Source organism: Falsiroseomonas tokyonensis (genome assembly GCF_019024325.1).
GTDB lineage: Bacteria > Pseudomonadota > Alphaproteobacteria > Acetobacterales > Acetobacteraceae > Falsiroseomonas > Falsiroseomonas tokyonensis.
In genome coordinates this window covers 145837-169730 of sequence record NZ_JAFNJS010000006.1, presented here as the reverse complement: position 1 = coordinate 169730, position 23894 = coordinate 145837, and the positions used below count along the sequence as shown (strand labels likewise).

Annotated in this window: 24 protein-coding genes and 1 pseudogene; 18 read left to right on the top strand and 7 right to left on the bottom strand. The window is 70.6% G+C overall.

Annotated elements, in window-relative coordinates; genetic code table 11:
* Nucleotides 1-10: 10 nt before the first annotated feature.
* The 4 genes from J3S20_RS20215 to J3S20_RS20200 are packed head-to-tail and all read right to left on the bottom strand — an operon-like array spanning nt 11 to nt 3515.
* Entirely contained in the window at nt 11-1159 is a 1149-nt protein-coding gene (locus tag J3S20_RS20215) for a thiolase family protein (protein WP_216838324.1), read from the bottom strand.
* Nucleotides 1156-1548, bottom strand: a complete 393-nt coding sequence (locus J3S20_RS20210) for an OB-fold domain-containing protein (RefSeq protein WP_216838323.1) — start codon at nt 1546-1548, stop codon at nt 1156-1158. The genes J3S20_RS20215 and J3S20_RS20210 overlap by 4 nt, the downstream gene beginning before the upstream one ends.
* A gap of 6 nt (nt 1549-1554) precedes the next feature.
* The gene (locus tag J3S20_RS20205; RefSeq protein ID WP_216838322.1) at nt 1555-2532 is read right to left on the bottom strand and encodes a Bug family tripartite tricarboxylate transporter substrate binding protein; all 978 of its coding nucleotides are present in this window, start codon (nt 2530-2532) and stop codon (nt 1555-1557) included.
* Nucleotides 2529-3515: a Bug family tripartite tricarboxylate transporter substrate binding protein gene (locus J3S20_RS20200; RefSeq protein WP_216838321.1), complete on the bottom strand. Its 987-nt coding sequence runs from the start codon at nt 3513-3515 to the stop codon at nt 2529-2531. The genes J3S20_RS20205 and J3S20_RS20200 overlap by 4 nt, the downstream gene beginning before the upstream one ends.
* Before the next feature lie 176 nt (nt 3516-3691).
* Between J3S20_RS20200 and J3S20_RS20195 the strand changes: the two genes are divergently transcribed.
* The 5 genes and pseudogenes from J3S20_RS20195 (at nt 3692) to J3S20_RS20175 (ending at nt 6782) form a co-directional block, all read left to right on the top strand.
* On the top strand, nt 3692-4327 hold the full coding sequence (locus tag J3S20_RS20195) for a TetR/AcrR family transcriptional regulator (protein WP_216838320.1): 636 nt from the start codon (nt 3692-3694) through the stop codon (nt 4325-4327).
* Nucleotides 4300-4491: a hypothetical protein gene (locus J3S20_RS20190; RefSeq protein WP_216838319.1), complete on the top strand. Its 192-nt coding sequence runs from the start codon at nt 4300-4302 to the stop codon at nt 4489-4491. Before J3S20_RS20195 ends, J3S20_RS20190 begins: the two co-directional genes overlap by 28 nt.
* 5 nt (nt 4492-4496) lie before the next feature.
* A pseudogene (locus J3S20_RS31270) lies at nt 4497-4559 on the top strand (hypothetical protein); the annotation flags it as partial.
* A 109-nt stretch (nt 4560-4668) separates the two neighbouring features.
* Nucleotides 4669-5643, top strand: a complete 975-nt coding sequence (locus J3S20_RS20180; RefSeq protein WP_216838318.1) for a Bug family tripartite tricarboxylate transporter substrate binding protein — start codon at nt 4669-4671, stop codon at nt 5641-5643.
* Nucleotides 5640-6782 carry a hypothetical protein gene (locus J3S20_RS20175; RefSeq protein WP_216838317.1) on the top strand — a complete coding sequence of 381 codons (1143 nt, stop codon included), beginning with the start codon at nt 5640-5642 and terminating at the stop codon, nt 6780-6782. Before J3S20_RS20180 ends, J3S20_RS20175 begins: the two co-directional genes overlap by 4 nt.
* A gap of 3 nt (nt 6783-6785) precedes the next feature.
* Here J3S20_RS20175 and J3S20_RS20170 read toward each other — a convergent pair whose 3' ends face one another.
* The gene (locus J3S20_RS20170) at nt 6786-7949 is read right to left on the bottom strand and encodes a multidrug effflux MFS transporter (RefSeq protein ID WP_216838316.1); all 1164 of its coding nucleotides are present in this window, start codon (nt 7947-7949) and stop codon (nt 6786-6788) included.
* Between the two features lie 181 nt (nt 7950-8130).
* Between J3S20_RS20170 and J3S20_RS20165 the strand changes: the two genes are divergently transcribed.
* The 7 genes from J3S20_RS20165 to J3S20_RS20135 all read left to right on the top strand — a co-directional run bounded on the left by J3S20_RS20165 (nt 8131) and on the right by J3S20_RS20135 (nt 15707).
* Nucleotides 8131-8907: a cyclase family protein gene (locus J3S20_RS20165; RefSeq protein ID WP_216838315.1), complete on the top strand. Its 777-nt coding sequence runs from the start codon at nt 8131-8133 to the stop codon at nt 8905-8907.
* A gap of 97 nt (nt 8908-9004) precedes the next feature.
* Complete coding sequence (locus J3S20_RS31145) at nt 9005-9829, top strand: FAD binding domain-containing protein (RefSeq protein WP_216838314.1); 825 nt, start codon at nt 9005-9007, stop codon at nt 9827-9829.
* Between the two features lies 1 nt (nt 9830).
* Complete coding sequence (locus J3S20_RS20155; RefSeq protein WP_216838313.1) at nt 9831-10292, top strand: (2Fe-2S)-binding protein; 462 nt, start codon at nt 9831-9833, stop codon at nt 10290-10292.
* Complete coding sequence (locus J3S20_RS20150) at nt 10289-12664, top strand: xanthine dehydrogenase family protein molybdopterin-binding subunit (protein ID WP_216838312.1); 2376 nt, start codon at nt 10289-10291, stop codon at nt 12662-12664. The genes J3S20_RS20155 and J3S20_RS20150 overlap by 4 nt, the downstream gene beginning before the upstream one ends.
* 17 nt (nt 12665-12681) lie before the next feature.
* Nucleotides 12682-13749, top strand: a complete 1068-nt coding sequence (locus J3S20_RS20145; RefSeq protein ID WP_216838310.1) for a C4-dicarboxylate TRAP transporter substrate-binding protein — start codon at nt 12682-12684, stop codon at nt 13747-13749.
* A gap of 90 nt (nt 13750-13839) precedes the next feature.
* Nucleotides 13840-14400 (top strand): TRAP transporter small permease subunit, encoded by a 561-nt coding sequence (locus J3S20_RS20140; RefSeq protein ID WP_216838308.1) that lies wholly within the window; start codon nt 13840-13842, stop codon nt 14398-14400.
* Entirely contained in the window at nt 14397-15707 is a 1311-nt protein-coding gene (locus J3S20_RS20135) for a TRAP transporter large permease (RefSeq protein ID WP_216838306.1), read from the top strand. Before J3S20_RS20140 ends, J3S20_RS20135 begins: the two co-directional genes overlap by 4 nt.
* Here J3S20_RS20135 and J3S20_RS20130 read toward each other — a convergent pair.
* Nucleotides 15700-16326 (bottom strand): GAF domain-containing protein, encoded by a 627-nt coding sequence (locus J3S20_RS20130; protein WP_216838304.1) that lies wholly within the window; start codon nt 16324-16326, stop codon nt 15700-15702. The two genes, J3S20_RS20135 and J3S20_RS20130, sit on opposite strands and share 8 nt — an antisense overlap.
* Nucleotides 16327-16589: 263 nt before the next feature.
* Between J3S20_RS20130 and J3S20_RS20125 the strand changes: the two genes are divergently transcribed.
* The 6 genes from J3S20_RS20125 (at nt 16590) to J3S20_RS20100 (ending at nt 23465) form a co-directional block, all read left to right on the top strand.
* Nucleotides 16590-17366 carry an ABC transporter ATP-binding protein gene (locus J3S20_RS20125; protein WP_216838302.1) on the top strand — a complete coding sequence of 259 codons (777 nt, stop codon included), beginning with the start codon at nt 16590-16592 and terminating at the stop codon, nt 17364-17366.
* Nucleotides 17359-18102, top strand: coding sequence for an ABC transporter ATP-binding protein (locus J3S20_RS20120; RefSeq protein ID WP_246603053.1), 744 nt, complete (start codon nt 17359-17361; stop codon nt 18100-18102). The genes J3S20_RS20125 and J3S20_RS20120 overlap by 8 nt, the downstream gene beginning before the upstream one ends.
* Nucleotides 18103-18143: 41 nt before the next feature.
* Complete coding sequence (locus tag J3S20_RS20115; protein ID WP_216838301.1) at nt 18144-19388, top strand: ABC transporter substrate-binding protein; 1245 nt, start codon at nt 18144-18146, stop codon at nt 19386-19388.
* Between the two features lie 75 nt (nt 19389-19463).
* On the top strand, nt 19464-20351 hold the full coding sequence (locus J3S20_RS20110; RefSeq protein ID WP_456305701.1) for a branched-chain amino acid ABC transporter permease: 888 nt from the start codon (nt 19464-19466) through the stop codon (nt 20349-20351).
* Nucleotides 20352-20354: 3 nt separating this feature from the next.
* Nucleotides 20355-21344 carry a branched-chain amino acid ABC transporter permease gene (locus J3S20_RS20105; protein WP_216838299.1) on the top strand — a complete coding sequence of 330 codons (990 nt, stop codon included), beginning with the start codon at nt 20355-20357 and terminating at the stop codon, nt 21342-21344.
* 138 nt (nt 21345-21482) lie between these two features.
* On the top strand, nt 21483-23465 hold the full coding sequence (locus J3S20_RS20100; protein WP_216838298.1) for a methyl-accepting chemotaxis protein: 1983 nt from the start codon (nt 21483-21485) through the stop codon (nt 23463-23465).
* Here J3S20_RS20100 and J3S20_RS20095 read toward each other — a convergent pair.
* Nucleotides 23443-23871 (bottom strand): hypothetical protein, encoded by a 429-nt coding sequence (locus tag J3S20_RS20095; RefSeq protein WP_216838296.1) that lies wholly within the window; start codon nt 23869-23871, stop codon nt 23443-23445. The two genes, J3S20_RS20100 and J3S20_RS20095, sit on opposite strands and share 23 nt — an antisense overlap.
* Nucleotides 23872-23894: the final 23 nt, after the last annotated feature.

The following is a 23894-nucleotide window of genomic DNA, read 5'->3' as shown; positions in this document are numbered from 1 at the left end:
CCCGAATTCCTCAATCCCGCTGCAGCACGTGGCCGACCGCCACGGAGCCGAGGCCGATCATATGCGCGAGTGCGGTGCGCGCGCCGGGATGATGCCGCCCCTCCGCCTCACCGCGCAGCTGCCGGACGATTTCCGTCACCTGGCCGATGCCGGTGGGCCCGATCGGATGCCCCATGCCGAGCAGCCCGCCGGAGGGATTCACCGCGCAGCGCCCGCCGCCGATATCCCACTGCCCCGCGCGCAGCTGCGCCGCGCCTTCGCCCAGCGGGCAGAGGCCCAGCGCCTCGGCATAGACGATCTCCTCGATGGTGAAGGCGTCGTGCAGCTCGATGATGTCGATCTCCGCCATGCCGAGGCCGGCGGCCTCCAGCGCCGCGAGGCCCGAGCGCTGCACCATCTCCACCAGGCTCCACCCTTCGTCGGCCACCTGGTGTTCGGAGGAGGAGACGGAGGACAGCACGCGCACCGCGCGGCGGCGGTCCAGCCCGTGCCGACGGATCGCCTCCTCGCTGGCCACGATCGCCGCCGCCGCGCCGTCGCCGCGCGGCGTGCATTGCAGGGAGGTGAGGTCACCCGCCACCGGGTTGGCGGCCAGCACCTGCTCCAGCGTCCGCGGCTTGCGGAACTGGGCATAGGGATTGCGCGCGGCATTGCCGTGGTTCTTTACCGCGACGCGGGCCAGATCCTCCCGCGTCAGGCCGAAGCGGTCGCGCCAGGCGCGCGCCATCATCGCGAACTTCACCGCGGGGATCTCGGCTTCCGGCGTCAGCCGCGGCACGCCGTCCTTGTTCGCCGCGCGCTGGGCGCTGCCGAACTTGTCCACGCCCAGCGCCAGCGCGATCTCATGCTGGCCGCTGGCCACCATCAGGCAGGCTGTGCGGAAGGCGGAGGAGCCGGAGGCGGAGGCATTCTCCACCTGCACCACCTCGAGCCCAGTGGAGCCCAGATGGCGCAGCATCACGCGCCCCGCCGCCATGCCGATGGCGCCGGTGCCGATGGCGGCGAAGGTGATGTCGGGCCAGGCGAGGCCGGCATCGGCCAGCGCGCCGCGCAGCGCGGTCAGGCCGAGATGCACATAGGGTGTCTCGGAGGGGAACTGGTAGGGATGCATGCCGATGCCGACGACGCGCACCGGCCGCATGGAGGCGAGCCCGCTCATGCCGCGCCCCCCACAAGGCGGAAACGGCAGGCGCGCCTCTCGCCCTGCATCACCAGCACCGCCTGCATCGCGCTGCCCGGTGGTGGTTCCTCCGTGCCTTCCAGCACGCCGTCGATCACCAGCCCTTCCTCCAGCCGCAGCCGCGCCACCACCAGCGGCACCTGCATGCCGGGCGAAAGCGGCTGGTGCACCGTGACGCAGACCAGCAGCGTGGCGCGGCCGCTGAGCTCCACCGGCTCCGCGGCCTCGGCCGGCGTGCCGCTGGCGCCGATGCCATAGGGCGTGCGCGGGAAGGCGAGCGCGCCCGTGGCGGGGTCGCGCAGCGCCAGCAGCACGGCGGCGTCGCCGTGGCCGGCGGGCGCATAAAGGGCGGGGTCGCGCAGGTCCAAGGGGGGCTACTCCAGCCGGATGCCGGCGCGCTGCACCACATCCGCGGCGCGCCGACGCTCCGCCACCAGATGCGCGGCGAAGGCCTCGGGCCCCGCCCAATAGGCCTGGCTGCCGAGGTCGCGCAGCCGCTGCGCGAAGCCGGGCGAGCGCACGGCATCGCCCAGCACCGAAGCCAGCCGCGCCAGCACCGGCGCGGGAAGGCCGGCGGGCCCGACCAGGCCGAGCCAGGTCGTCAGCACCACGCCCGGCACGACATCGGCCAGCAGGGGAATGCCGGGGAAATGTTCGAAGGGCTCGCTGCCGGTCTGGGCCAGCGCGCGCAGCACGCCGTTGCGGATATGCGTGGCGGTGGTGGAGACGCTGTCGATCATGAAATCGACCTTGCCCGCGATCAGATCCGTCACCGCGGGCCCGCTGCCGCGATAGGGCACATGCTCGATCTGCAGCCCGCCGAAGGCCTTCAGCATCTCGCCAGCGATATGCATGGAACTGCCGACACCGGCGGAGGCGTAGTTCAGCCGCCCCGGCTGCGCCCGCGCCGCCGCCACCAGCGCCTGCGCGTCCCGATACGGGGAGGCAGCCGGCACCACCAGGATCAGCGGGCTGCTGGTGGTCTGGCCGATCGGCGCCGTGTCGCGCACCGCATCGAAGTCGAAGCGCGGGTTCAGCACGGGGTTCACCACCAGCTGCCCGGGGCTGGCCAGCATCACCGTGTGGCCGTCCGGCGCGGATTGCATCAGCAGCTCGGTGGCGACATTGCCGCCGCCGCCGGAGCGGTTCTCCACGACGATCGACTGTCCCAGCGCCTCGCCCAGCAGGGGCTGCAGCAGGCGGGCGGCGATATCCGTGGCGCCGCCGGGCGCGAAGCCCACCAGCAGGCGGATCGGGCGGCTCGGGAAGTTTTGCGCACGCGCCGGCTGGTACGGCGCGGCCAGCGCGGCCAGGGCGGGTACAGCGAGCAGGCTGCGGCGGGTGGCGGTCATTGCGGCTGCACTCCGGCGATGCGCACGCCGCGCGCGGCGCGTTCGCGTTCCTCGGCGTAGAAGCGGACGAAGTCCTCGGGCCCGATATAGGCGGGGCCGTTGCCCACGCGGCGCAGCTGGGCGACGACCTCGGGCTCGGCCAGCGTCTCGCGCATCGCATCGTCCAGGCGGCGGACCAGCTGGGCGGGCAGGGCGGCCGGGGCCGCGACGGCGGTCCAGCTTTGCACCACCACCTCCGGCCAGCGATCGGCCAGGCGCGGCAGGTCGGGATGGACGATATCGGGCAGCGATCCGCCATTGGCGATCACCTTCGCCTTGCCCGATTGCAGATGCGGCAGCAGCGGGCCGCGGCTGTCGAAGACGAAATCCACCTCGCCCGCCACCAGCGCATTGATGGCCGCGGCGCTGCCGCGATAGGGGATGTGCACGGCCTTGGCGCCGACGGCATTGAGGAAGACCTCGCTGCCCACATGCATGGCGAAGCCGATGCCGGGCGAGCCGTAATTCGCCGCATCGCCCTTGCGCCGCAGATGGGCGATCAGCCCATCCACATCCTCCACGCCGATCGAGGCCGGCACCGCCAGCAGGAAGCCGCCCGCGGTGATGCGCGAGACCAGCTTGATGTCCCGCGCCGGGTCGAAGGCCAGCTCCCGGTACAGATAGGGGTTCAGCGTCATGATCCCGCCGGAGATCACCATGATGGTCTGCCCATCCGGCGCGGCGCGGGCGAGCACTTCCGCGGCCAGGTTGCCGCCGGCGCCCGGGCGGTTGTCCACCACCACGGGCTGGCCCAGCCGCCGCGACAGGCCGGGCTGCACGATGCGCGCGATGAGGTCGGTGATGCTGCCGGGCGAGGAGCCGCAGACGCAGCGGATCGGCTGCGTCGAGGCCGGCTGCGTGGAACTCGGCTGCGTCTGGGCGATGGCAGGCGCGGACAGGGCGGCGCCGATCGCGGCAAGCGCCCTGCGACGAGGAATGATCATGAACCTGTTCCCTCCCTCTCCGCGGCGTTGACCGCCGCTGGCGGCGCGCCGAGACGTGGCGCGTGACTTCATGGTATTGGAAGTTACCGGCGAGTCAACACCGCGACCGGCCCTTGGCGCGGCCTGGCTTTGCGGGCAGGAAGGCGGCCATCGCGATGAGCAGCAGGACCATCTCAATGAGGAAGCCGGCCCGCTGGGCGGACGCCGTGCCGGACCGGGAATCCCAGTTCGCGCAGAAGCGCCGCGCCCTGGTGCGAGAGGCCGCGCGCGCCTTCGGCCGGCGTGGTTTCCACAACACCTCGCTGGATGAGGTGGCGGAGGCGCTGGGCGTCACCAAGCCCGCGCTCTATCGCTACGTGCGGACCAAGCACGAGATCCTCTACGAGGCGAAGATCATCGCCTTCGATGCCGGCGCCAAGGCGCGGGAATTGGCCGCCGCGGCCACGCAGGATCCGCTGGAGCGCCTGCGCCTTTATGTCATCCACTACATCGACCTGCTGACGAGCGAGCTCGGGTCCTATGCCGTGCTGGCCGAGCCCGTGACCTCGCTGCCGCCGGAATACGCCGAGCCGATCCGCGCCAGGCTGCGCGAGACTGACCGCAGGCTGCGGGAGATGGTGCAGGCCGCCATGGATGCGGGCGGCCTGCAGCCGGGCGATCCGAAGCTCGCCGTCGCCTTCTTCATGGGCGCGATCAACCACATCGCGCGCTGGTATGCGCCGGATGGGCCGATGACGGGGCGCGAGATCGGAGAGGTCTTCGCCGGCTATATCCTGCACGGGCTTTGCGGCGGCGCCGGGCGGACGCGCTGACGGCGGCGGGCGATGCCGGCATCCCGGTGATCAACACGCCGGACTACGGCACGACGGAGGTGGCGGACCATGCGGTCACGCTGGCCCTGACGCTGCTGCGCGGCGTGAAGGCCTGTGACCGCCGGCTGCGCCGGTCCAATGACAGCGGGCTGCGCGCCAGCTGAAGACGGTGAAGCGGCTCCGCGGGTTGCGCGTCGGCCTGGTCGGGCTCGGCCGCATCGGCACCGCCGCGGCGCGCCGCTTCGAGGTCTTCGGGATGAAGGTCGGCTGGGCCGCCCGCCGCGTTGACGCGCCGCGACGAAGGGGCCAGCCTTCCGCCAAAACAAGGCGGAGGAAGCGTCATGCTGCGCCGTTGCTTGCTTCTGGCTGCACCGGGGATCCTGCTGCTGCGCGGCGCCCGCGCCCAGGCGCCGGACTGGCCGCGCCGGCCGGTGCGGGTGGTGGTGCCCTTCGCCGCCGGCTCCTCCTCCGACACCGTCGCGCGCCAGGTCATGGCGCGGGCGCAGGAACATCTCGGCGGCCAGGTGGTGATCGAGAACCGCGCCGGCGCCGGCGGGCTGATCGCCAGCCAGGCCGTGGCCCGCGCCGAGCCCGATGGCTACACCCTGCTGTGGAGCGGTGGCACGGCCATCACCCAGGCGGTGATGCAGCGCAATCCCGGCTATGACTGGGCGCGCGACTTCACCCCCATCACCCAGATCGGCGAGCAGCCGGCCGTGCTGTGCGTGCGCCAGGCGGCGCCCTGGCGGGACGCGGCGGCGCTGCTGGCCGCCTGCCGCGAAAGCAGGGACGGGCTGCGCTATGGCTCGGGCGGCGTCGGCACGCCGGCGCATATGGCCGCGGCCGCCATGCTGAAGCTGATCGGCGCGCAGGGCGTGCATGTGCCCTATCGCGGCGCCAACCAGGCGGCGCTGGCGGTGGAACAGGGCGAGGTCGACTGGTCCTTCGCCATCAGCAACATCGCCGTGCCCCGCGCGCAGGACGGGCTGATCCGCATCCTGGTCACCGGCGGCGCGCGGCGCATGCCGGTGATGCCCGACGTGCCGACGCTGGCGGAGGTGGTGCAAGGCGGGCCGGTGGTGACCAGCATCGCCTCCCTCGTCGGGCCGGCGAACCTGCCGCCGGCGGTGGTGGCGCGCATCCATGCCGCGGTGCGGCAGGCGGTGCAGGGCGATGCGCCGCTGCGCGAATCGCTGGTGCGCGACGGCGGGGAGATCATCCTCTCGCCCAGCCCCGCCGCCTATGCCGAGAAATGGCCGGAGGAGCACCAGCGGCTGCTGCGCCTGGTGCAGCTGTCCGGCGTGACGGTGGAATGAGCGGCCAGCTTCACTCGGCGCCGGGTTTCTTCGCCGCCTACGACGCCTTCGGCGAGCGCCGCGCCGGCAGCCCGGGCGACCGCGCCTCCGCAAGCTGGCTGCGCGACCTGGCGGAACAGGCCGGCGCCAGCGCCCGGCTGCTGCCCACCCCTTTTGCGCGGCTGACCCCCGGCCCGGCGCGGCTGGAGACGGCGGCGGGGATTCTGGAGGGGCTGCCGCTGTTCGATGGCGGGCTGACCGGGGCGGAGGGGATCGCCGGCCGGCTGGGCCCGATCGGTTCCGCGGCCGAGATTGGCGTGGCGGAAATGCATCCCGGCGCGGCCAGCCTGCCGGGCAATGCCTTCGCGCGCGCCCGGGCGGAAAGCCGCCACCAGGGGCTGGTGATCGCGCTGCGCACGCGGTCGGACGGGCTGGCGCCGCTGAATGCGCATGACCAGGACCACCCCTTCGGCCCGCCGGTGCTGCAACTGGCCGGGCATGACGCGGCGCGGCTGATGGCGCTGGCGGAGGCCGGGGCATCGGCGCGGCTGGTGGTGCAGGGGACGCGCGCGCCGGATGTCTCGGACTCCGTGCGGGCGGAACTGCCGGGCGCGGGGCCGAATCTTGTGCTGCTGACGCCGCGCACCTCCTGGTGGACCAGCACGGCGGAGCGGGCGGGGGGCATCCTGGCCTGGCTCGCGGCACTGCGCGCGCTGGCCGGGGCGCCACGGTCGCGCGGGGTGGTGGCGCTGGCCAGCTGCGGCCATGAGCTCGGCCATTTCGGCGCCCGCGCCGCCTTCGACCAGGAACCGGAACTGGCGCGGGAGTCGCGGCTGGTGATCCATCTGGGCGCCAATCTCGGCGCGGCGGAGGATGCGCGGCTGACCGTGCGCAGCAATGTCGCGGGCCTGGCCCCGGCCATGGCGGCGCGTCTGGCGGCGGAAGGCTATCCGGCGGAGGCCATCGCCGCCGAGACCGGCGGCAAGGCGAATGGGGAGGCGCATGAGATCGAGCAGCGCGGCGGCCGCTACCTGTCCCTGATCGGCAGCAACCCCTGGTTCCACGCCCCGGAGGATCGCTGGCCGCACAGCGTGGACCTGCCCCGCGCCGAGGCCATCGCCCGCGCGGTGGCGGCGCTTGCCCTGGCCGAGGCCGGGTAGGCCTCAGCCCCGCTGGCGCAGCGCTTCCGCCAGCAGCGCCACGGAAACGCCGGCCAGCATCAGCAGCACCATGGGCTGCGCCGTATCCACCGTCAGCGCGCCCACCAGCCCCGCGCCCAGCGCCGCCAGGCCGAATTGCAGCGTGCCCAGCAGGGCGGAGGCGCTGCCCGCGCGCATGCCATGCCGCGCCAGCGCGCCCACCGCGGCATTCGGCATCACCAGCCCGGTGCAGGCCAGGGCCAGGCAGGCCGGCAGGTACAGGCCCAGGAAGCCGCCCCAGCCGGTGAAGGCGGCCAGCGCCATCAGCAGCACGGCGCCGAAGCTGACCCGCAGCGCCACCCGCGGCACCAGGGCGCCGAAGCGGCCGAGCAGCCAGGGGTTGAACTGGGTCAGCCCGATGAAACCGATGGCGCTGACCGCGAACAGCAGGCCGAAGCGCGCCGGCGCGATGCCGTATTGCGCGATATAGACCTCCGGCGCGCCGCCGATGAAGGCGAAGACCATGAACATGGCCGCACCCCCCATCACCGCATGGGTCAGGAAGCCGCGTTCCCGCGCGATGCGACCGAAATCGCCCAGCAGCTTCATCGGCGACTGGCGCTGCCGGCGGTCCGGCGGCAGCGTCTCCGGCAGCAGCAGCGCGGCCAGCAGGCAGGAGGCGAAGCCGTAGCAGGCCGAGACCCAGAAGATCGACCGCCAGCCGCCCGATTCCAGCAGCAGCCCGCCCAGCGTCGGCGCCAGGATCGGCGCCGCGCCCATCACCAGCATCAGCTTGGACATCAGCCGCGCGGCATCCAGCCCGGTCGCCAGGTCCCGCACCATGGCGCGCGGGATCACCGCGCTGGCCGCCCCACCGAAGGCCGCGATGCAGCGGAAGATGGAGAGCATGGCCATGTCGCTGGCCAGGGCGCAGCCGACCGAGGCCAGGGTGTAGATGGCCGTGCCGACGATCAGCGGCCGCCGCCGGCCCAGCCGGTCCGCCAGCGTGCCCTGCACCAGCTGGCCGACCGCCAGGCCCAGGAACCAGGCGGACAGCGTCACCTCCACCCCGCCCCAGCCGCGGCCGAGCTCGGCCTCGATCGCCGGGAAGGCGGGCAGGTACATGTCGGTGGAAAGCGGCCCGACGGCGGTGAGGAAGCCGAGCAGCAGGGGAAGCCAAGTGGGCATGACGATCCTGGGGAGGAGGACGGGCGCCGCCGCGCCTGGGGGCGGACCATGCCGGAGCCGGCCGCCGGGCGCCAACGCCGATTGCCGGACCCGGCCATTCGCCCAGGGAAGAGGTTTGGGGGGTTTCCTCCGCCGCGAGATCCCGCGCTAGGCTCGCCACCCGCGAAATGGGGGGATCAAGATGCCACGCCGGATCATCGACCTGTCGATCTCGCTCGACAATGACGTGGTGCAGGACCCGCCTGGCTACGGTCCCGCCATCGAATACCGCACCCACAAGGACTCGGCCGGGGAGCTGGTGGCCTTCTTCCCCGGCATCACACCGGACCAGCTGCCGGATGGGGAGGGCTGGGCGATGGAATGGGTGAAGCTCTCCACCCATAACGGCACGCATCTGGACGCGCCCTGGCATTATGCCAGCACCATGGATGGCGGCGCGCCGGCGCTGACCATCGACGAGGTGCCGCTCGACTGGTGCATCGGCCCCGGCGTGCGGCTGGATTTCTCCGAATTCCCCGACGGCCATGTGGTGACGGCGGCGGAGGTCCGGGCGGCGCTGGACGCCATCGGCCATACCCTCAGCCCGGGCGATATCGTGCTGGCGCATACCTCGGCGGGCGCCGCCTATGGCCGGCCGGACTATGTCGCCCGCGGCTGCGGCTTTGGGCGGGAGGCGACGCTGTGGCTGACGGCGCGCGGCGTGCGCATGGTGGGCACCGATGGCTGGTCCTGGGACGCGCCCTTCGTCCACACCAAGGCCAGGGTGGCGGCCACCGGCGATGCCAGCCTGATCTGGGAAGGCCACAAGGCGGGGCGGGAGGCCGGCTACTGCCAGATCGAGAAGCTGACCAACCTCGACAAGCTGCCGCCCACCGGGTTCACCGTCAGCTGCCTGCCGGTGAAGATCACCCGCGCCTCCGGCGGCTGGTGCCGGGCGGTGGCGATCTTCGAGAGCTGAGGCGGGCGCTGGACAAACGCCTCGGGCGCGACAACTCTGGCGGATAACAAAGCCGTGGCCCGGACCGCGGCGGACGTCCAGGGAGAGTATCGGAGCGGTGAAACCAGCCCCCTTCGCCTATGCGCGCGCCACCACGCTGGCCGAAGTCTTCGACCTGCTGGAGACCCATGGCGATTCGGCGCGGCTGCTGGCCGGCGGGCAGAGCCTGGTCGCCGCGCTGAACCTGCGCCTCGCCAGCCCGTCCGTGCTGCTGGATATCAACGGTGTCGCGGCGCTGCGCGGCATCAGCTTCGCGGATGGCCGGCTGCGCATCGGCGCGCTGACACGGCATGCCGAGCTGGGCGCCGATCCGCTGGTGGCCCAGCACGCGCCGCTGCTGGCGCAGGCCGTGCCGCATATCGCGCATGCCGCCATCCGCAACCGCGGCACCATCGGCGGCTCGCTGGCGCTGGCCGATCCGGCAGCGGAACTGCCGGCCTGCATCCTGGCGCTGGAGGCGGTACTGGTGCTGGCGAGCCGGGAAGGGGAGCGGCGCGTGGCGGCGCGCGACTTCTTCCAGGGCCTGTACCAGACCGCGCTGCGCGGGGATGAGGTGCTGGCGGCGGTCGAGATCGCCAGCCAGGCCGATGTGCCCTGCACGCTGCAGGAGTTGGCGCGCCGGCATGGCGACTACGCCATTGTGGGGCTGGCCGCGCAGTCCGCGCGCGGGGCGCTGCGCCTCGCCTGGTTCGGCGTCGGCGCCACGCCGCTGCGCACGCCGCGCGCGGAGGCCGCGCTGGCCGCCGGCGATGTTGCGGGCGCGCAGGCGGCACTGGCCGGGGAGCTGGACCCGCCCGAGGATCTGCACGGCCCGCCGGCGCTGCGCCTGCACCTGGCCCGCGTGCTGCTCGGCCGCGCCGCCGCTGCGCTGAAGGGGCATTGAGATGAAGCTGGACCTGTCCCTGACGGTGAACGGGGAGGCCATCTCCGCCCGCGTCGAGCCGCGCATGCATCTGGTGGATTTCCTGCGCGAGGTGCTGGACCTGACCGGCAGCCATGCCGGCTGCGAGCACGGCGTCTGCGGCGCGTGTTCCATCCTGGTGAATGGCGAGATGGTGCGTGGCTGCCTGATGCTGGCGGTGCAGGCGGAGGGTGCCGAGGTCTGGACGGTGGAGGGGCTGACGGAAAGCGGCGCCATCGCCGCGCTGCAGGAGGCCTTCGTGGCCCGCAACGCCCTGCAATGCGGCTATTGTACGCCCGGGATGCTGGTGGCCGCCGCGACTCTGCTGAAGGCGAATCCGAGCCCGACGCGGGAGGAGATCCGCGAGGGGATCAGCGGCAACTACTGCCGCTGCACCGGCTACCACGCCATTGTTGACGCCATCGAGGAGGTTTCGCGCGCATGAACGAGCTTTCCTCCGTCGATCGGCCCAATTCCTATATCGGCCGCAGCGTCCCGCGGCCCAATGCGAAGCGGCTGGTGGCCGGGCGCGGGCAGTATGTGGACGATTTGCGCCTGCCGCGCATGGTGCATGTCGCCTTCCTGCGCAGCCCGCACGCCCATGCGCGCATCCTGTCCATCGACAGCGCCGCCGCGCGCGCGGCACCCGGCGTGGTGCGCGTGGTGACGGGGGCGGAGATGGCCGAGGTGTGCACGCCCTGGGTCGGTGTGCTGCACCACCTGAAGGGCTTGAAATCCGCGCCGCAGCACGCGCTGGCCGTGGATCGCGCCTGCTGGCAGGGCGAACCCGTCGTCGCCGTGGTCGCGCGGACGCGCGCGGAGGCGGAGGATGCGGTCGGGCTGGTCGAGGTGGCCTGGGGGGAACTGCCAGCGACCGTCGATATGGAAGCGGCGCTGGCCGAGGGGACGCCGGTCATCCATCCGGCGCTCGGCGACAATCTTGCGTTCATGCGCGAGCATGTCGGCGGCGAGCCCGACGCCTGTTTCGCCGATGCGGAGAGCGTGGTGGTGCAGGCTACCTTCCACACCGGGCGACATACCGGCGTGTGTCTCGAAGGCCGCGCCATCCTGGCGGACTACAACCCGGCGGAGGGGCGGCTCACCGCCTACCACTCCAACCAGGCGCCGCACATGATGCAGACGGTGTTCGCGAAACACCTGGGCCTGCGCGAGGGGGATGTGCGCGTGATCTGCCGCGACGTCGGTGGCAGCTACGGCATCAAGGTGCATGTTTATCCCGACGAGATGGCGACCGCGGCCCTGTCCAAAATTCTGGGACGGCCGGTGAAGTTCAGTGCCGATCGGATGGAGGGCATGGTCTCCGACATCCATGCGCGGGACCATCGCATCGCGGCACGCGCCGCGGTGACGAAGGACGGCGTGATCACCGCCATGGAGATCGATGACCTCACCGGCATCGGCCCCTATTCCGTCTATCCCCGCACCTCCGCCGTGGAGGGCAACCAGGTGGTGAACCTCTGTGGCGGGCCCTATGCGCTGCGCGGCTACAAGGCGCGCACCACGGTGGTCTTCCAGAACAAGACGCCGACCTGCCAGTACCGCGCCGTGGGCCACCCGATCGCGACGACGGTGACCGAGGGCCTGGTGGACCTCGCGGCGGAGGCCATCGGCATGGACCCCGCGGAACTCCGCCGGCGCAACCTGCTGGCCGATGACGTCTATCCCTTCAAGAACCACGCGAACCTGTCCTTCGAGGGCCTCTCGCACCAGGCCTGCCTGACCAAGCTTCTGGCGATGATGGATTACGAAGCGCTGAAGGCGGAGCGCGATGCGTTGCGTGCGAAGGGTGTGTATCGCGGCATCGGCATCGCCAGCTTCATCGAGCTGACCAACCCATCCCCCTTCATGTACGGCATCGGCGGCGCGCGGATTTCCGCGATGGATGGCGCGACGGTGCGGCTCGACCCCGATGGCAGTGTCGCCATCGCTTCCGGCGTCACGGAACAGGGGCAGGGGACGGAGGCGATGCTGGCGCAGATCGTGGCGGGTGCCGTTGGCGTGGATATTGCGCGCGTCCGCGTCACCACGGGCGATACGGAGACCACGCCCTATGGCGGCGGCACCTGGGCCAGCCGTGGCGCGGGCATCGGTGGGGAGGCCGCGTTGCAGGCCGGCCATGCGCTGCGCGAGCAGATCCTGGTGATTGCCGGCGCCATGCTGCAGGCGGCGCCGGAGGCGTTGGATGTGCGCGGCGGCGCCGTGGTGGATCGCGCGACAGGGGCGGAGCGGCTGCCTTTGGAAGAGCTCGGCCGCATCGTCTATTTCCGCGGTGACACGCTGCCCAAGGACCTGCCGCGGGAGCTGGTGGCGACGCGGCACTACACGCCGAAGGACTATCCCTTCGCCTTCACCAACGGGGCGCAGGCCAGCTACCTGGAAGTGGATGTCGAGACCGGCTTCGTCACGCTGCTGAAGCACTGGTGCGTTGAAGATTGCGGCACGGTCATCAACCCCATGCTGGTGGATGAGCAGATCCGCGGCGGCGTGGTGCAGGGCCTCGGCGGCGCGCTGCTGGAACACTGCGTCTATTCGCCGGAGGGGCAGCTGCTGAGCGGCAGCCTGGCCGACTACCTGCTGCCCATGTCGGGCGAGATGCCGGATATCCAGGTGGCGCATGTGGAGACGCCAACGAAGGAATCCGCCCTCGGCGCCAAGGGCGCGGGGGAGGCGGGCACCGCCGGCGCGCCCGCTGCCGTGCAGAACGCCATCAACGACGCGCTGCGCCCCTTCGGCGCCCGCGTCTTCGCCCAACCTTTCACACCCGCGCGCATCCTGACGGCGCTCGGCAAGATCTGAGACAGGGAGCAACGAACATGCAAAGCATTACCCGCCGTGCCTTGCTCGGCACCGCCGCCGCCGCCCCGCTTGCCGCGCCCTCCGTGCTGGCGGCGCAGACACAGATCAACATCACCATCGCGGCCTCTCACCCCACCACCATCGCCTGGATCTGGGCGATGCAGCAGGCGCTGATGCCGGCGGTCAACCAGGCGCTGGAGAACACGCGATTCCGCATCCGCTGGCGCGAGGCCTTTGGCGGCACGCTGTATCGCTTCACGGAGACGCGCAACGCGGTGAAGGACGGCATCACCGATGTCGGCTTCGTCGGCACGCTGTGGGAAGGCAGCGCCATGCCGCTGCAGAACGTGACGTATTTCACGCCCTTCGCCACCGACAACCTGCGCCTGCAGGTCGATGTGATGGAGAAGATGACGGCCGAGATGCCGGAGATGCAGAAGGCCTGGACCGACAACAATATGGTCTATCTCGGCACCTGCGGCACCGAGACCTACGACCTCTGGACCACCTTCCCGGTGCGCACGGTGGACGATCTGCGCAACCGCAAGATCAGCGCGCCCGGCGTCTCCGCCACCTGGCTCGGTGGCACCGGCGCGGTGCCGGTGAATGGCGCGCTGACCACCTACTACACCGATATCCAGACCGGCGTGTCCGAGGGCACCATGTCCTTCCCCTCCGGCATCTTCCCGGTGCGGGTGCATGAGGTGGCGAAGTACATCACCAAGGTGAACATCGGCTGCATGTATGTCGGCGGCATCGGCATGAACCGGCAGACCTTCAACCGGCTGGACCCGGTGGTGCAGGCCGCCTTCCGCACCGGCGGCAAGGCCTATACCGCCGCGCTGACCAACCGGGTGCTGGAGACCAGCGAGGCCAATATGAAGGAGATGGTCGAGAAGGGCGCGGAGCTTTCCGTGCTGCCGGCCGCCGAGCGGCAGCGCTGGGTGGACGGCTTGCCCGACATCGCCGGCGATTGGGCCCGCACGAATGAGGGCCGCGGCCAGCCGGCGAAGAAGGTGCTGGCCGCCTACATGGACGGGCTGCGCGCCGGGGGCGCGACGCCGGGGCGCGCCTGGACGGCCTGAGCTCGCCCCCCACCCAACCAGCCCTCGGCGTTGCAGCGGTGCCGCAACCCCCCCTGAGAAGGGGGGAGGGCTTTTCATGGGACTTGCCGCATGGCGGAATTGGATAGCATCAGCGATGCGGCGCAGGAGGAAGCGGCTCGGCCGCCGCGGGATGCCTTCGGCCTGACGCTCTGGCTGCTGAACAGCCTGGGCACGCTGATGATCGCGGCGATGATGGTGCTGATCGTCAGTGACGTGGTGGGGCGGTCCTTCTTCAACGCGCCGCTGGATGGCGTGGCCGAGATCTCCGCCAAGCTCATCGTCGCCATCGTCTTCCTGCAACTGCCGGCGGCGATCCACTGGCAGCGCATGACGCGGGCGGACATGTTCCTCAACCGCCTGGCGGCCCGCAGCCCGCGTGCGGCGCAGGCGCTGGAAGCGGTCTTCGCCGCCATAGGCGTCTTCGTCTTCTGGGTGATCTTCGATGCCACGCTGCCGCAATTCCTCGATTCCTGGGAGCAGGCTGAGTTCTTCGGCGTGCAGGGCGTCTGGACGCTGCCGACCTGGCCGATCCGCCTCGCCATCCTGGTGGGCTGCGCGGGCGCGGCGCTGGCCAGCCTGATGCAGGTGGCGATGGGCCTGAAGCGCGCCTTCACGGGACAGCCGGCATGATCGAGATTGAGATCGGCCTCGCGCTGATCGCCATCATGGCGGGGCTGGTGCTGGCCGGCGTGCCCATCGGCATCGGCCTGGTGTTCCTCTCCTTCATCGGCATCGGGCTGATCCGGGAGAATTGGGACCTCGCCGGCCGGCTGCTGGCGCTCGCTTCCTATGCCGCCATTTCCGACTACCTCTTCGCCACGATTCCGCTTTTCGTCTTGATGGGACTGCTGGTGTCCGTCAGCGACGTGGGCAAGGACACCTTCGAGGTCGCGCAGCACCTGCTGCGGAGGCTGCGCGGGGGCCTCGGCATGGCGACCGTGCTGGCGAACGCGGTCTTCGGCGCTGTCACGGGAATCTCCATCGCCTCGGCCGCGGTCTTCACCAAGGTGGCGGTGCCGCAGATGATGCGCTTCGGCTATACGCCGCGCTTCGCGGTGGGCTGCGTCGCGGGCAGTTCGATCCTCGGCATGCTGATCCCGCCCTCCCTGCTGCTGATCATCTATGGCGTGCTGGCGGAGGTCTCGATCGGGCGGCTGTTCCTGGCGGGCATCGTGCCTGGCCTGGTGATGGCGGCGGGCTTCATGCTGATGATCTGGCTGCTGGCGACCTTCCGGCCCGATTGGGTGCAGCCCGTCTCCGCCACCGTCGCCCCGCCGCCGGAGGAAACCGCGCGCAGCCTTCTGATGAAATCCGTGCCGATCACCACGCTGATCGCGCTGGTGCTGGGCGGCCTCTACAGCGGCTATTTCACGCCCACCGAGGCCGGCGCCGTCGGCGCCTTCGGCGCGCTCGTCATCGCCCTGGTCCGGCGCCGGCTGAACCTGCAGAAATTCTGGCGCATCCTGGTGGAGACGGGGTTCGTCTCGGTCGGCATCCTGTTCCTGCTGATCGCCGCCAGCATGTATTCGCGCATGCTGACCATGGCGGGCATCCCGGCCTCCATCGCCGACCTGATCCAGGCGCTGGGGCTCGGCGTCTATGGCTTCCTCTTCGTCTATATCCTGTTCGTGCTGCTGCTCGGCATGATCATCGACAGTTCCTCGATCCTGCTGATCGTCACGCCGATCGCGGCGCCGATCGCCATGGCCTTCAACCTGGACCTGATCCACTTCGGAATCATCACCGTGATCGCCGTGGAGGTGGGGCTGCTGACGCCGCCCTTTGGCATCGGCGCCTTCGCGGTGAAGGCGACATTGAACGACAGGCGCATCGGGCTGGAGACGATCTTTGCCGGCTGCATCCCATTCATCGTGGTGATGCTGCTGGTGCTGGCGCTGATCGTCGCGGTGCCTGGCCTGACGCTGATGTTCAACTGACGCCTTCGCGGGTCACCCGGAAGGCGTTCGCAGGCGGGTAGATGCCGGCGAGCCAGTCCGGCCCGCCCTGCGCGATCCAGGCGCCGGCTGCGATTTGCGCGCAGGCGGCCAGGATCGAGAGGTCCACCGGCCGCAGCGCGTAGCGTGCCTGCGCCGCCATGATCAGCATGCCGTGGAATTCGCCGCGGAACAGGATCGGCGCGAAGATGCTCGACCCCATCTTCGAGGTCTTCAGGTACTGGCGGAAGCTGCCGTGCTCATCGGTATTCTCCAGCAGAAGCTTCCGGCGGTTGGCGAAGACCCAGCCAGGATGGCCGCCATCCACCGGCACCATCAGCCGCTCCTGCTCCGCCGGGAAGCCGATGTTGCCGACCAGCATGTGGTACTTCCGGTCCGGCGTCAGGAAGAAGCTTCCGGCGATGTAGTAGTCGCGCTCCCCGGGCTTCAGCGCGCCAGGCCGCAGATGCGCGCTCCGGTCGCCCAGCAGATCGAAGCAGCCGCGCGCCAGGGCGCGCATCGCATCCTCCGGCCCCGCCGCGGCGGCGGCCTCGGCGCCGGCGCGTTCCAGCATGGCCAAGCCCTCGGCCATGAAGTCCTGGGCCGGCGGATGGGCGGTCATCGGCAGGGGTTCCGTTACTTGTCCGGACAAATACTCGTGGCCGGTCGCCTCGGCTGTCAAATCGTGCGGGGCGGCTCGACTGGTGTTCCACTGGCATGCCTGTGGCAGGCCGTATCTGTCATCGGGACAATGCTTTCCGCCACTTGCGCGGCCCGCGCGCAGCCGGCATGAATGCTGAACAAGCGCATCGGCCATGCGCCAGGATCGGACCAACCGACCCGGCGGGGGCCTTGCCATAACAAGACAATTGGGGGCGTCCGCGAGTGGTCGATACGATCCTCGAGACCGAGGGGCTGACGAAGGAGTTTCGCGGTTTTGCCGCGGTCAGCGATGTGCGGCTGCAGGTCGCGCGCGGCAGCATCCATGGGCTGATCGGCCCGAATGGCGCCGGCAAGACGACCTGCTTCAATCTCCTGACCAAATTCCTGCCGCCGACGCGCGGCACGATCCGCTACGATGGTCGTGACATCACCGGCATGAAGCCGGCGGAGGTCGCGCGGCTGGGCCTGGTGCGATCCTTCCAGATCTCCGCGGTGTTTCCCAACCTGACGGTGCTGGAGAATGTTCGCCTGGCCCTGCAGCGCGAACGCGGCGGGTCCTTCGACTTCTGGCGCGGCGAAAGCCTGCTGAAGCGCTACGACGCGCGGGCGATGGAACTGCTGGAGGATGTGGGCCTCACCGGCTATGCGCGCCTCACCGCCGGCCAATTGCCCTATGGCCGCAAGCGCGCGCTGGAGATCGCCACAACCCTGGCGCTGGACCCCGTGATGCTGCTGCTGGACGAGCCCACGGCCGGCATGACGCATGAGGATGTGGACCGCATCGTCACCCTGGTGAAGCGCGTGGCCGCCGGCCGCACCGTGCTGCTGGTCGAGCACAATCTGAAAGTGGTCGAGGGGCTCTGTGACACCATCACGGTTCTGACGCGCGGCCGCGTCCTGGCGCAGGGCGACTATGCCACCGTCTCCCGGAACCCGGAGGTGCAGGCCGCCTATCTCGGCACCGACCCCGCCATCGCCGGGAGCACGCAGCATGCATGAGGCCGCGACCATGACGCACCCGGCGACGGGGCAGGGGCACCTGATTCTGGAGATCCGCGACCTCGAGGCCTGGTACGGCGAAAGCCATGTGCTGCACGGCGTCTCGCTCGATATCCGCCAGGGGGAGGTGGTGACGCTGCTCGGCCGCAATGGCGCGGGCAAGACCTCCACGCTGCGTGCCATGATGGGCCTGGTCGGCCGCCGCGCGGGCAGCATCAAGTTCGAGGGGCGCGAGACGATCGGCCTGCGCTCCGACCTCATCGCCCGCACCGGCATCGCCTATTGCCCCGAGGAGCGCGGCATCTTTGCCAGCCTCGACGTCACCGAAAATCTGATGCTGCCGCCGGTGATCGCGCCGGGCGGCCTCGGGCTCGATGAGATCTACACGCTGTTCCCGAACCTGAAGGAACGCGCCCGCAGCCCCGGGACAAAACTCTCGGGCGGCGAGCAGCAGATGCTGGCCATCGCCCGCATCCTGCGCACCGGCGCGCGATTGCTGCTGTTGGACGAGCCTTCGGAGGGCCTCGCCCCCGTCATCGTGCAGCAGATCGGCGCCATGATCCGGGCGATCAAGCAGCGCGGCTTCACCGTGCTGCTGGTCGAGCAGAATTTCCGCTTCGCCCAGACCGTGGCGGACCGGCACTATGTGATGGAACACGGCCGCATCGTGGACATGGTGGCGAATGAGGACCTCGCCTCCAGCCTCGACCGGCTGCACGAATACCTGGGCGTCTGACAGCCCGGGCCGGGTCTGAACTTTTTGGGGAGAACCAAGACATGACGCTCAATCGCCGCACCCTGCTGGGCGCCGCCGCCACGCTTCCGGCCCTCGGCGGGCTGCCCTTCCGCAGCGCCCGCGCCCAGGCCGCCAATACCATCCGCATCGGCGTGCTGAACGACCAGTCTGGCACCTATCGCGACCTCTCGGGCCCCGGCTCCACCCAGGCGGTGCAGCTGGCCGTGCAGGAATCCGGCATCACCCAGCGCGGCGTGACGGTGGAGGTGGTGCAGGCGGACCACCAGAACCGCCCCGACGTCGGCTCCACCGTGGTGCGGCAGTGGATCGACCGCGACGGCATCGACGTGGTGGTGGACGTTCCCACCTCCTCCGTCGCGCTCGCGGTGAACACGCTGGTGCGGGAGAAGAACAAGGTCTTCCTGAATTCCGGCGCCGCGACCTCGGACCTCACCGGGGCGCAGTGCTCGCCGAACACGGTGCACTGGACCTACGACACCTGGATGCTGGCGCAGTCCACCGGCGGCGCCATGGTGCGCGCCGGCGGCAAGTCCTGGTTCTTCATCACCGCCGACTATGCCTTCGGCCATGCGCTGGAGCGTGACACGGGCAATTTCGTGAAGGCGCAGGGCGGCGAGGTGCTGGGCGCCGTCCGCACGCCCTTCCCGGGCACCACCGACTTCTCCTCCTACCTGCAGCAGGCGCAGCGGTCGCGCGCCCAGGTCATCGGCCTGGCCAATGCGGGCGGCGATACCATCAACTCCATCAAGCAGGCGGCGGAATTCCGAATCACCCGCGGCGGCCGCGTGAAGCTGGCGGGGCTGCTGGTCTTCATCACGGATGTGAACTCGCTGGGCCTGGAAGTGGCGCAGGGCCTGGTGCTGTCCGAGACCTTCTACTGGGACCTGAACGACAAGACCCGCGCCTTCACCCAGCGCCTTGGTGCCCTGCCGGGCAATATCCGCCCCTCCATGGTGCAGGCCGGCTGCTATTCCTCCGTGCTGCATTACCTGAAGGCGGCGGGCGACATGGGCGTGGCGGCGGCCAAGGCCTCCGGCACCGATGCGGTGACGCGGATGAAGGCGATGCCGACCAGCGACGATGCCTTTGGCGAGGGCACGATCCGCGCCGATGGCCGCAAGATCCACCCCTGCTACCTCTTCGAGGTGAAGGCGCCCTCCGAAAGCCGCGGCGCCTGGGACTACTACAAGCTGCTGGGCACCACCGCCGGCGACCAGGCCTTCCGCCCGCTGTCTGAGGGCAGCTGCACGCTGGTCCGCAGCTGATCCGAGGCCCTCTCCCCCATCTGGGGGAGAGGGCACCCCCCGATCTCGCCTGAACACCACGAAGGCCCGCGCCCGGTGATCGAAAACCTGCTCTTCGAACTCGAGATGGCTGCGCCGCAGGTGATCCTGGGCCTGGTCAACGGCGCCTTCTACGCGCTGCTCTCGCTCGGCCTCGCCATCATCTTCGGCATGCTGAACGTCATCAACTTCGCCCATGGCGCGCAGTTCATGATGGGCGCCTTCGTCGCCTGGATGCTGCTGGCCTGGGCCGGCATTCCCTATTGGGGCGCGCTGATCCTGGCGCCGCTGCTGGTGGGCGCCTTCGGCGTGCTGATCGAACGCACCATGATCGCGCGATTGTACAAGCTCGATCACCTCTATGGCCTGCTGCTGACCTTCGGCCTGGCGCTGATCATCGAGGGCATCTTCCGCAACGGCTTCGGCTCCTCCGGCCTGCCCTATGCGCCGCCCGCGGCCTTCAATGCGCTGAACATCGACATCCCGATCATGTTCCTGCCCGGCTACCGGGTCTGGGTGGTCATCGCTTCCGTCCTGGTGTGCCTGGCCACCTGGCTGGTGATCGAGAAGACCAAGATCGGCGCCTATCTGCGCGCGGCGACGGAGCGGCCCGAACTGGTGCAGGCCTTCGGCGTGAACGTGCCGCGGATGATGACGCTGACCTACGGGGCAGGCGTGGCGCTGGCCGCCTTCGCCGGCGTGCTGGCGGCGCCGATCTATTCGGTGAACCCGGCCATGGGCGCCAACTTCATCATCACCGTCTTCGCCGTGGTCGTCATCGGCGGCATGGGTTCCATCATGGGCTCCGTCGTCACCGGCTTCGGGCTGGGGCTGATCGAGGGGCTGGCGCGGGTCTTCTACCCCGAGGCCTCTGCCACCGTCGTCTTCGTCATCATGGCGATCGTGCTGCTGACGCGGCCCGCGGGCCTGTTCGGAAGGGGCTGAGACATGGCCGATACCACCATTGCCCTCGGCACGCCGCAGGCGGTGCATGAGGAGGCGGGCTTCCTGGGCTTCACCCGGGCGCAGGCCATGGCCTTCGGCGTGCTGGTCGCCTTCGTGCTGATCAGCCCCTTCTTCCTGTACCCTGTCTTCCTGATGAAGGTGCTGTGCTTCGCGCTGTTCGCCTGCGCCTTCAACCTGCTGATCGGCTATGTCGGGCTGCTGTCCTTCGGCCATGCCGCCTTCTTCGGCATGGGCGGCTATGTCACCGCCCATGCCGCCAAGGTCTGGGGGCTGACGCCGGAACTGGCGATCGTGGCGGGCGGGCTGGTCGGCAGCGTGCTGGGCCTGGGCATCGGCTGGCTGGCGATCCGCCGGTCCGGCATCTATTTCGCCATGATCACCCTGGCCATGGCGCAGATGGTCTATTTCTTCTGCCTGCAGGCGCCCTTCACCGGCGGCGAGGACGGCATCCAGCAGGTGCCGCGCGGCGCGCTGTTCGGCGCCGTGCCGCTGGATTCGGACTTCACCCTCTACTGGGTGGTGGCCTTCGTTTTCCTGGCGGGCTTCCTGCTGATCCACCGCGTGGTGCATTCGCCCTTTGGCCAGGTGATGAAGGCGGTGCGGGAGAATGAGCCGCGCGCCACCTCGCTGGGTTATCGCACGGACGACTACAAGCTGATGGCCTTCGTGCTGTCCGCCGCGCTGGCCGGCGTGGCCGGCGGCACCAAGGCGCTGGTCTTCGGCATCGCGACGCTGACGGACGTGAACTGGCCGATGTCGGGCGAGGTGGTGCTGATGACGCTGGTCGGCGGCCTCGGCACCGTTTTTGGCCCGGTGGTGGGGGCGGCGGTGATCGTCACCATGCAGAACTACCTGGCCGAATTCGGCGCCTGGGTCACGGTGATCCAGGGCGTGATCTTCGTCGCCTGCGTGCTGGCCTTCCGCCGGGGCGTGGTGGGCGAGATCGGCAATATCCTGAAGGTCAAGCTCTAACCTCCAGACGAAAGGCCTCCCCCACCTGCGGGCGGGGGCGGGGGCGGGGGTGAGGGAAAGCTCGCTTTCCCCACTTCAGGGCTGGTTAAGCGGCATCGGCCTAGCCTCCTCGGCCCCTCGGTCCAGGACCTTCGCCGCATGGCCATCCGGCATCTGCTTGCCGCCATCCAATTCGCGCTCGCCTTGCTGGTGGGCGCGGCCTGCCTGCTCGGCTGGTCGGCGCTGCGCAATAACCAGGAGGATCTGGACTATCTGAACCAGCGGGCCGTGGCCCCGCTGATCGAGCTGAAGGCCATGTCGGACGCCTATGCGGTGGCCATCGTCGATGCCAGCCACAAGGTGCGCAACGGCAACATTCCCTGGGCCGAGGCCCTGGAAGGCTTCGGCACTGCCCAGGCCGCCATCGCCGCCAGCCTGGACCGGCTGGGCCGCGCGCCGCCGGATGCGGAAGCCTGGGCCGAGGTGCTGCGCCGCAAGCAGGCCGCCGATACCACGGTGGAAGCCATCGCCCAGGCGCTGCGCCGGCAGGATTCCGCGGCGCTGAGCGGGCTGGTGCGCACGGCGCTCTACCGCGACATCGACCCGCTGAGCGAAGCGATCGGCGGCCTGTCCGACCGCATCCTGGCCCGCACCGATGCGCGGCTGCAGGCCAGCGGCGCCAGCGCCTTCTGGCTCGGCCGGCTGCTGGCGGGCCTTGCCCTCACGGCGCTGCTGGCGGGCCTCGGCGCGCTCTGGCTGGTGCGCCAGCGCGTCGCCCGCCCGCTGCGCGACCTGACGCGATCCATGGCGGATGTGGCGGAGGGAAGGCTGGACGGACCCCGCGCCCTCGGCCCGCGCCACGACGAATTCGGCGCGATGGGAGAGGCGCTGGAAGTGTTGCGCCAGCGCAGTGCGGAGACGCTGCGCCTGCGCGCCGACCAGGAAAGCGCCCGCGCCGCCGCCCAGCAGGCCCGCATCGCCGCGCTGCGCGACATGGCCGCCGCGGTGGAACAGAAGGCCGATGCGGCCAGCCAGGCCATGGCGGCTGGCCTCGGCCGGATTCGGGAGGCAGCGGTGGACATGGGCGACCAATCCGCCGCCTCCGCCGCCGCCGGGGCGCAGGTGGCGGAAGCCGCGCATCGCGTGCTGGAGAATGCCGAATCCGGCGCCGCGGCGACCGAGCAGCTGACCGCAAGCATCCGCAGCATCAGCGAACAGGTGGCCGCCGCCGCCGCCGCCACCGGCCGCGCCGTGACCGAGACCGAGGCCGGCAGCCGCGCCATCGAGGGGCTGCAGGAGGCGGTGGGCCGGATCGGCGCCGTCGCCCGGCTGATCGGCGATATCGCCGGCCAGACCAATCTGCTGGCCCTGAACGCGACCATCGAGGCGGCGCGCGCCGGCGATGCCGGCAAGGGTTTCGCGGTGGTGGCCGGGGAGGTGAAGGCCCTGGCCAGCCAGACCGCCAGCAGCACGCAGGAAATCGCCCGCCATATCAGCGAGGTCGGCGCGGCGACGGAGGCCGCCGTGCTGGCGGTGCGCGCCACCCTCGGCACGATCGGGGAGCTGGACGGCATCTCCGGCACCATCGCCGCCGCCATGGCGCAGCAGAACGAGGCGACGGCCGACATCGCCCGCACCGTCCTCGGCACCGCCGATGCGGCGCGGCAGATGACCGGAAGGCTGGCCGCGGTGACTGAGGCGGGGGAGGAGGTCTCCGCCCGCGCTGCGGCGCTGGGCGGCATGGCGGAGGAGGTGACGACCGGCCTCGCCAGGCTGCGCCAGGCCGTGGTCGCCACCATGCGCGCTGCCGCGCCGGAGCTGGAGCGCCGCGGCTCGCCGCGCCATGCCGTGCATCTCGCCGCCACGCTGCGACTGGGCGAGGCGATGCTGGCGGTGCAGGTCAAGGATGTTTCGATGGGTGGCGCCCGGCTGGCGCGCGGCCCGGACTGGCCCGCCGGCCTGACGCGTGGCGGCGCGCTGGCGCTGGACCTGCCCGGCCTGGGCCTCCGCCAGGCCGAGGTGGTGGGACGGGAGGCGGGCGCGCTGCGCCTGCGCTTCCAGCCGCAGCGGCTGACGGAGGCCGAGGTGGCTTCCCTGGTCGCGGCCGGCCAGCCAGCCGTCAGGCCGGGCCGCGCTGCTTGATGCGGCGGATCTCGGCCAATTGGCCGCGCAGCATGTCCAGGGCATCGGCTTCCTGCTGCGTCAGCCCGTCCAGCTTCACATGGCGCAGCAGCACCTCCAGCGCATCGCCGAGGCGGCCGATCTGGCGGCCATAGCTGCCGACCTCCTCCAGGATCGTCTGCTCCAGCTGCGGGTTCGGGGTGCGGCCGAGCTGGATGTTCACCAGCCCGAACTGGGCGCCCTGCTGGTAGAAGCTCCAGGGGTTGATGGCCTGCCAGAGCTGCTCGGGGGCGAGGGAAAGCTGCATCGGCCTGGGCATGGCGACCTCGGTTGCTGATTGCGGCAGCGTATCATCGGCGGAGGGGGCGGGGGAATCATCCGCGGCGCGGGCCCCGCCGGCTGCCGCGCCGGGCGGCAGACTGGTCATGCGGCAGGCAGCCAGCGGCGTGG

Excerpts from the sequence above, each read along its gene's own strand:
- J3S20_RS20215 (WP_216838324.1), bottom strand. The coding sequence starts at position 1,159 with ATGAGCGGGCTCGCCTCCATGCGGCCGGTGCGCGTCGTCGGCATCGGC.
- J3S20_RS20205 (WP_216838322.1), bottom strand. The coding sequence starts at position 2,532 with ATGACCGCCACCCGCCGCAGCCTGCTCGCTGTACCCGCCCTGGCCGCG.
- J3S20_RS20200 (WP_216838321.1), bottom strand. The coding sequence starts at position 3,515 with ATGATCATTCCTCGTCGCAGGGCGCTTGCCGCGATCGGCGCCGCCCTG.
- J3S20_RS20195 (WP_216838320.1), top strand. The coding sequence starts at position 3,692 with ATGAGGAAGCCGGCCCGCTGGGCGGACGCCGTGCCGGACCGGGAATCC.
- J3S20_RS20180 (WP_216838318.1), top strand. The coding sequence starts at position 4,669 with ATGCTGCGCCGTTGCTTGCTTCTGGCTGCACCGGGGATCCTGCTGCTG.
- J3S20_RS20175 (WP_216838317.1), top strand. The coding sequence starts at position 5,640 with ATGAGCGGCCAGCTTCACTCGGCGCCGGGTTTCTTCGCCGCCTACGAC.
- J3S20_RS20170 (WP_216838316.1), bottom strand. The coding sequence starts at position 7,949 with ATGCCCACTTGGCTTCCCCTGCTGCTCGGCTTCCTCACCGCCGTCGGG.
- J3S20_RS20165 (WP_216838315.1), top strand. The coding sequence starts at position 8,131 with ATGCCACGCCGGATCATCGACCTGTCGATCTCGCTCGACAATGACGTG.
- J3S20_RS20155 (WP_216838313.1), top strand. The coding sequence starts at position 9,831 with ATGAAGCTGGACCTGTCCCTGACGGTGAACGGGGAGGCCATCTCCGCC.
- J3S20_RS20150 (WP_216838312.1), top strand. The coding sequence starts at position 10,289 with ATGAACGAGCTTTCCTCCGTCGATCGGCCCAATTCCTATATCGGCCGC.
- J3S20_RS20145 (WP_216838310.1), top strand. The coding sequence starts at position 12,682 with ATGCAAAGCATTACCCGCCGTGCCTTGCTCGGCACCGCCGCCGCCGCC.
- J3S20_RS20140 (WP_216838308.1), top strand. The coding sequence starts at position 13,840 with ATGGCGGAATTGGATAGCATCAGCGATGCGGCGCAGGAGGAAGCGGCT.
- J3S20_RS20135 (WP_216838306.1), top strand. The coding sequence starts at position 14,397 with ATGATCGAGATTGAGATCGGCCTCGCGCTGATCGCCATCATGGCGGGG.
- J3S20_RS20130 (WP_216838304.1), bottom strand. The coding sequence starts at position 16,326 with ATGACCGCCCATCCGCCGGCCCAGGACTTCATGGCCGAGGGCTTGGCC.
- J3S20_RS20120 (WP_246603053.1), top strand. The coding sequence starts at position 17,359 with ATGCATGAGGCCGCGACCATGACGCACCCGGCGACGGGGCAGGGGCAC.
- J3S20_RS20115 (WP_216838301.1), top strand. The coding sequence starts at position 18,144 with ATGACGCTCAATCGCCGCACCCTGCTGGGCGCCGCCGCCACGCTTCCG.
- J3S20_RS20105 (WP_216838299.1), top strand. The coding sequence starts at position 20,355 with ATGGCCGATACCACCATTGCCCTCGGCACGCCGCAGGCGGTGCATGAG.
- J3S20_RS20100 (WP_216838298.1), top strand. The coding sequence starts at position 21,483 with ATGGCCATCCGGCATCTGCTTGCCGCCATCCAATTCGCGCTCGCCTTG.
- J3S20_RS20095 (WP_216838296.1), bottom strand. The coding sequence starts at position 23,871 with ATGACCAGTCTGCCGCCCGGCGCGGCAGCCGGCGGGGCCCGCGCCGCG.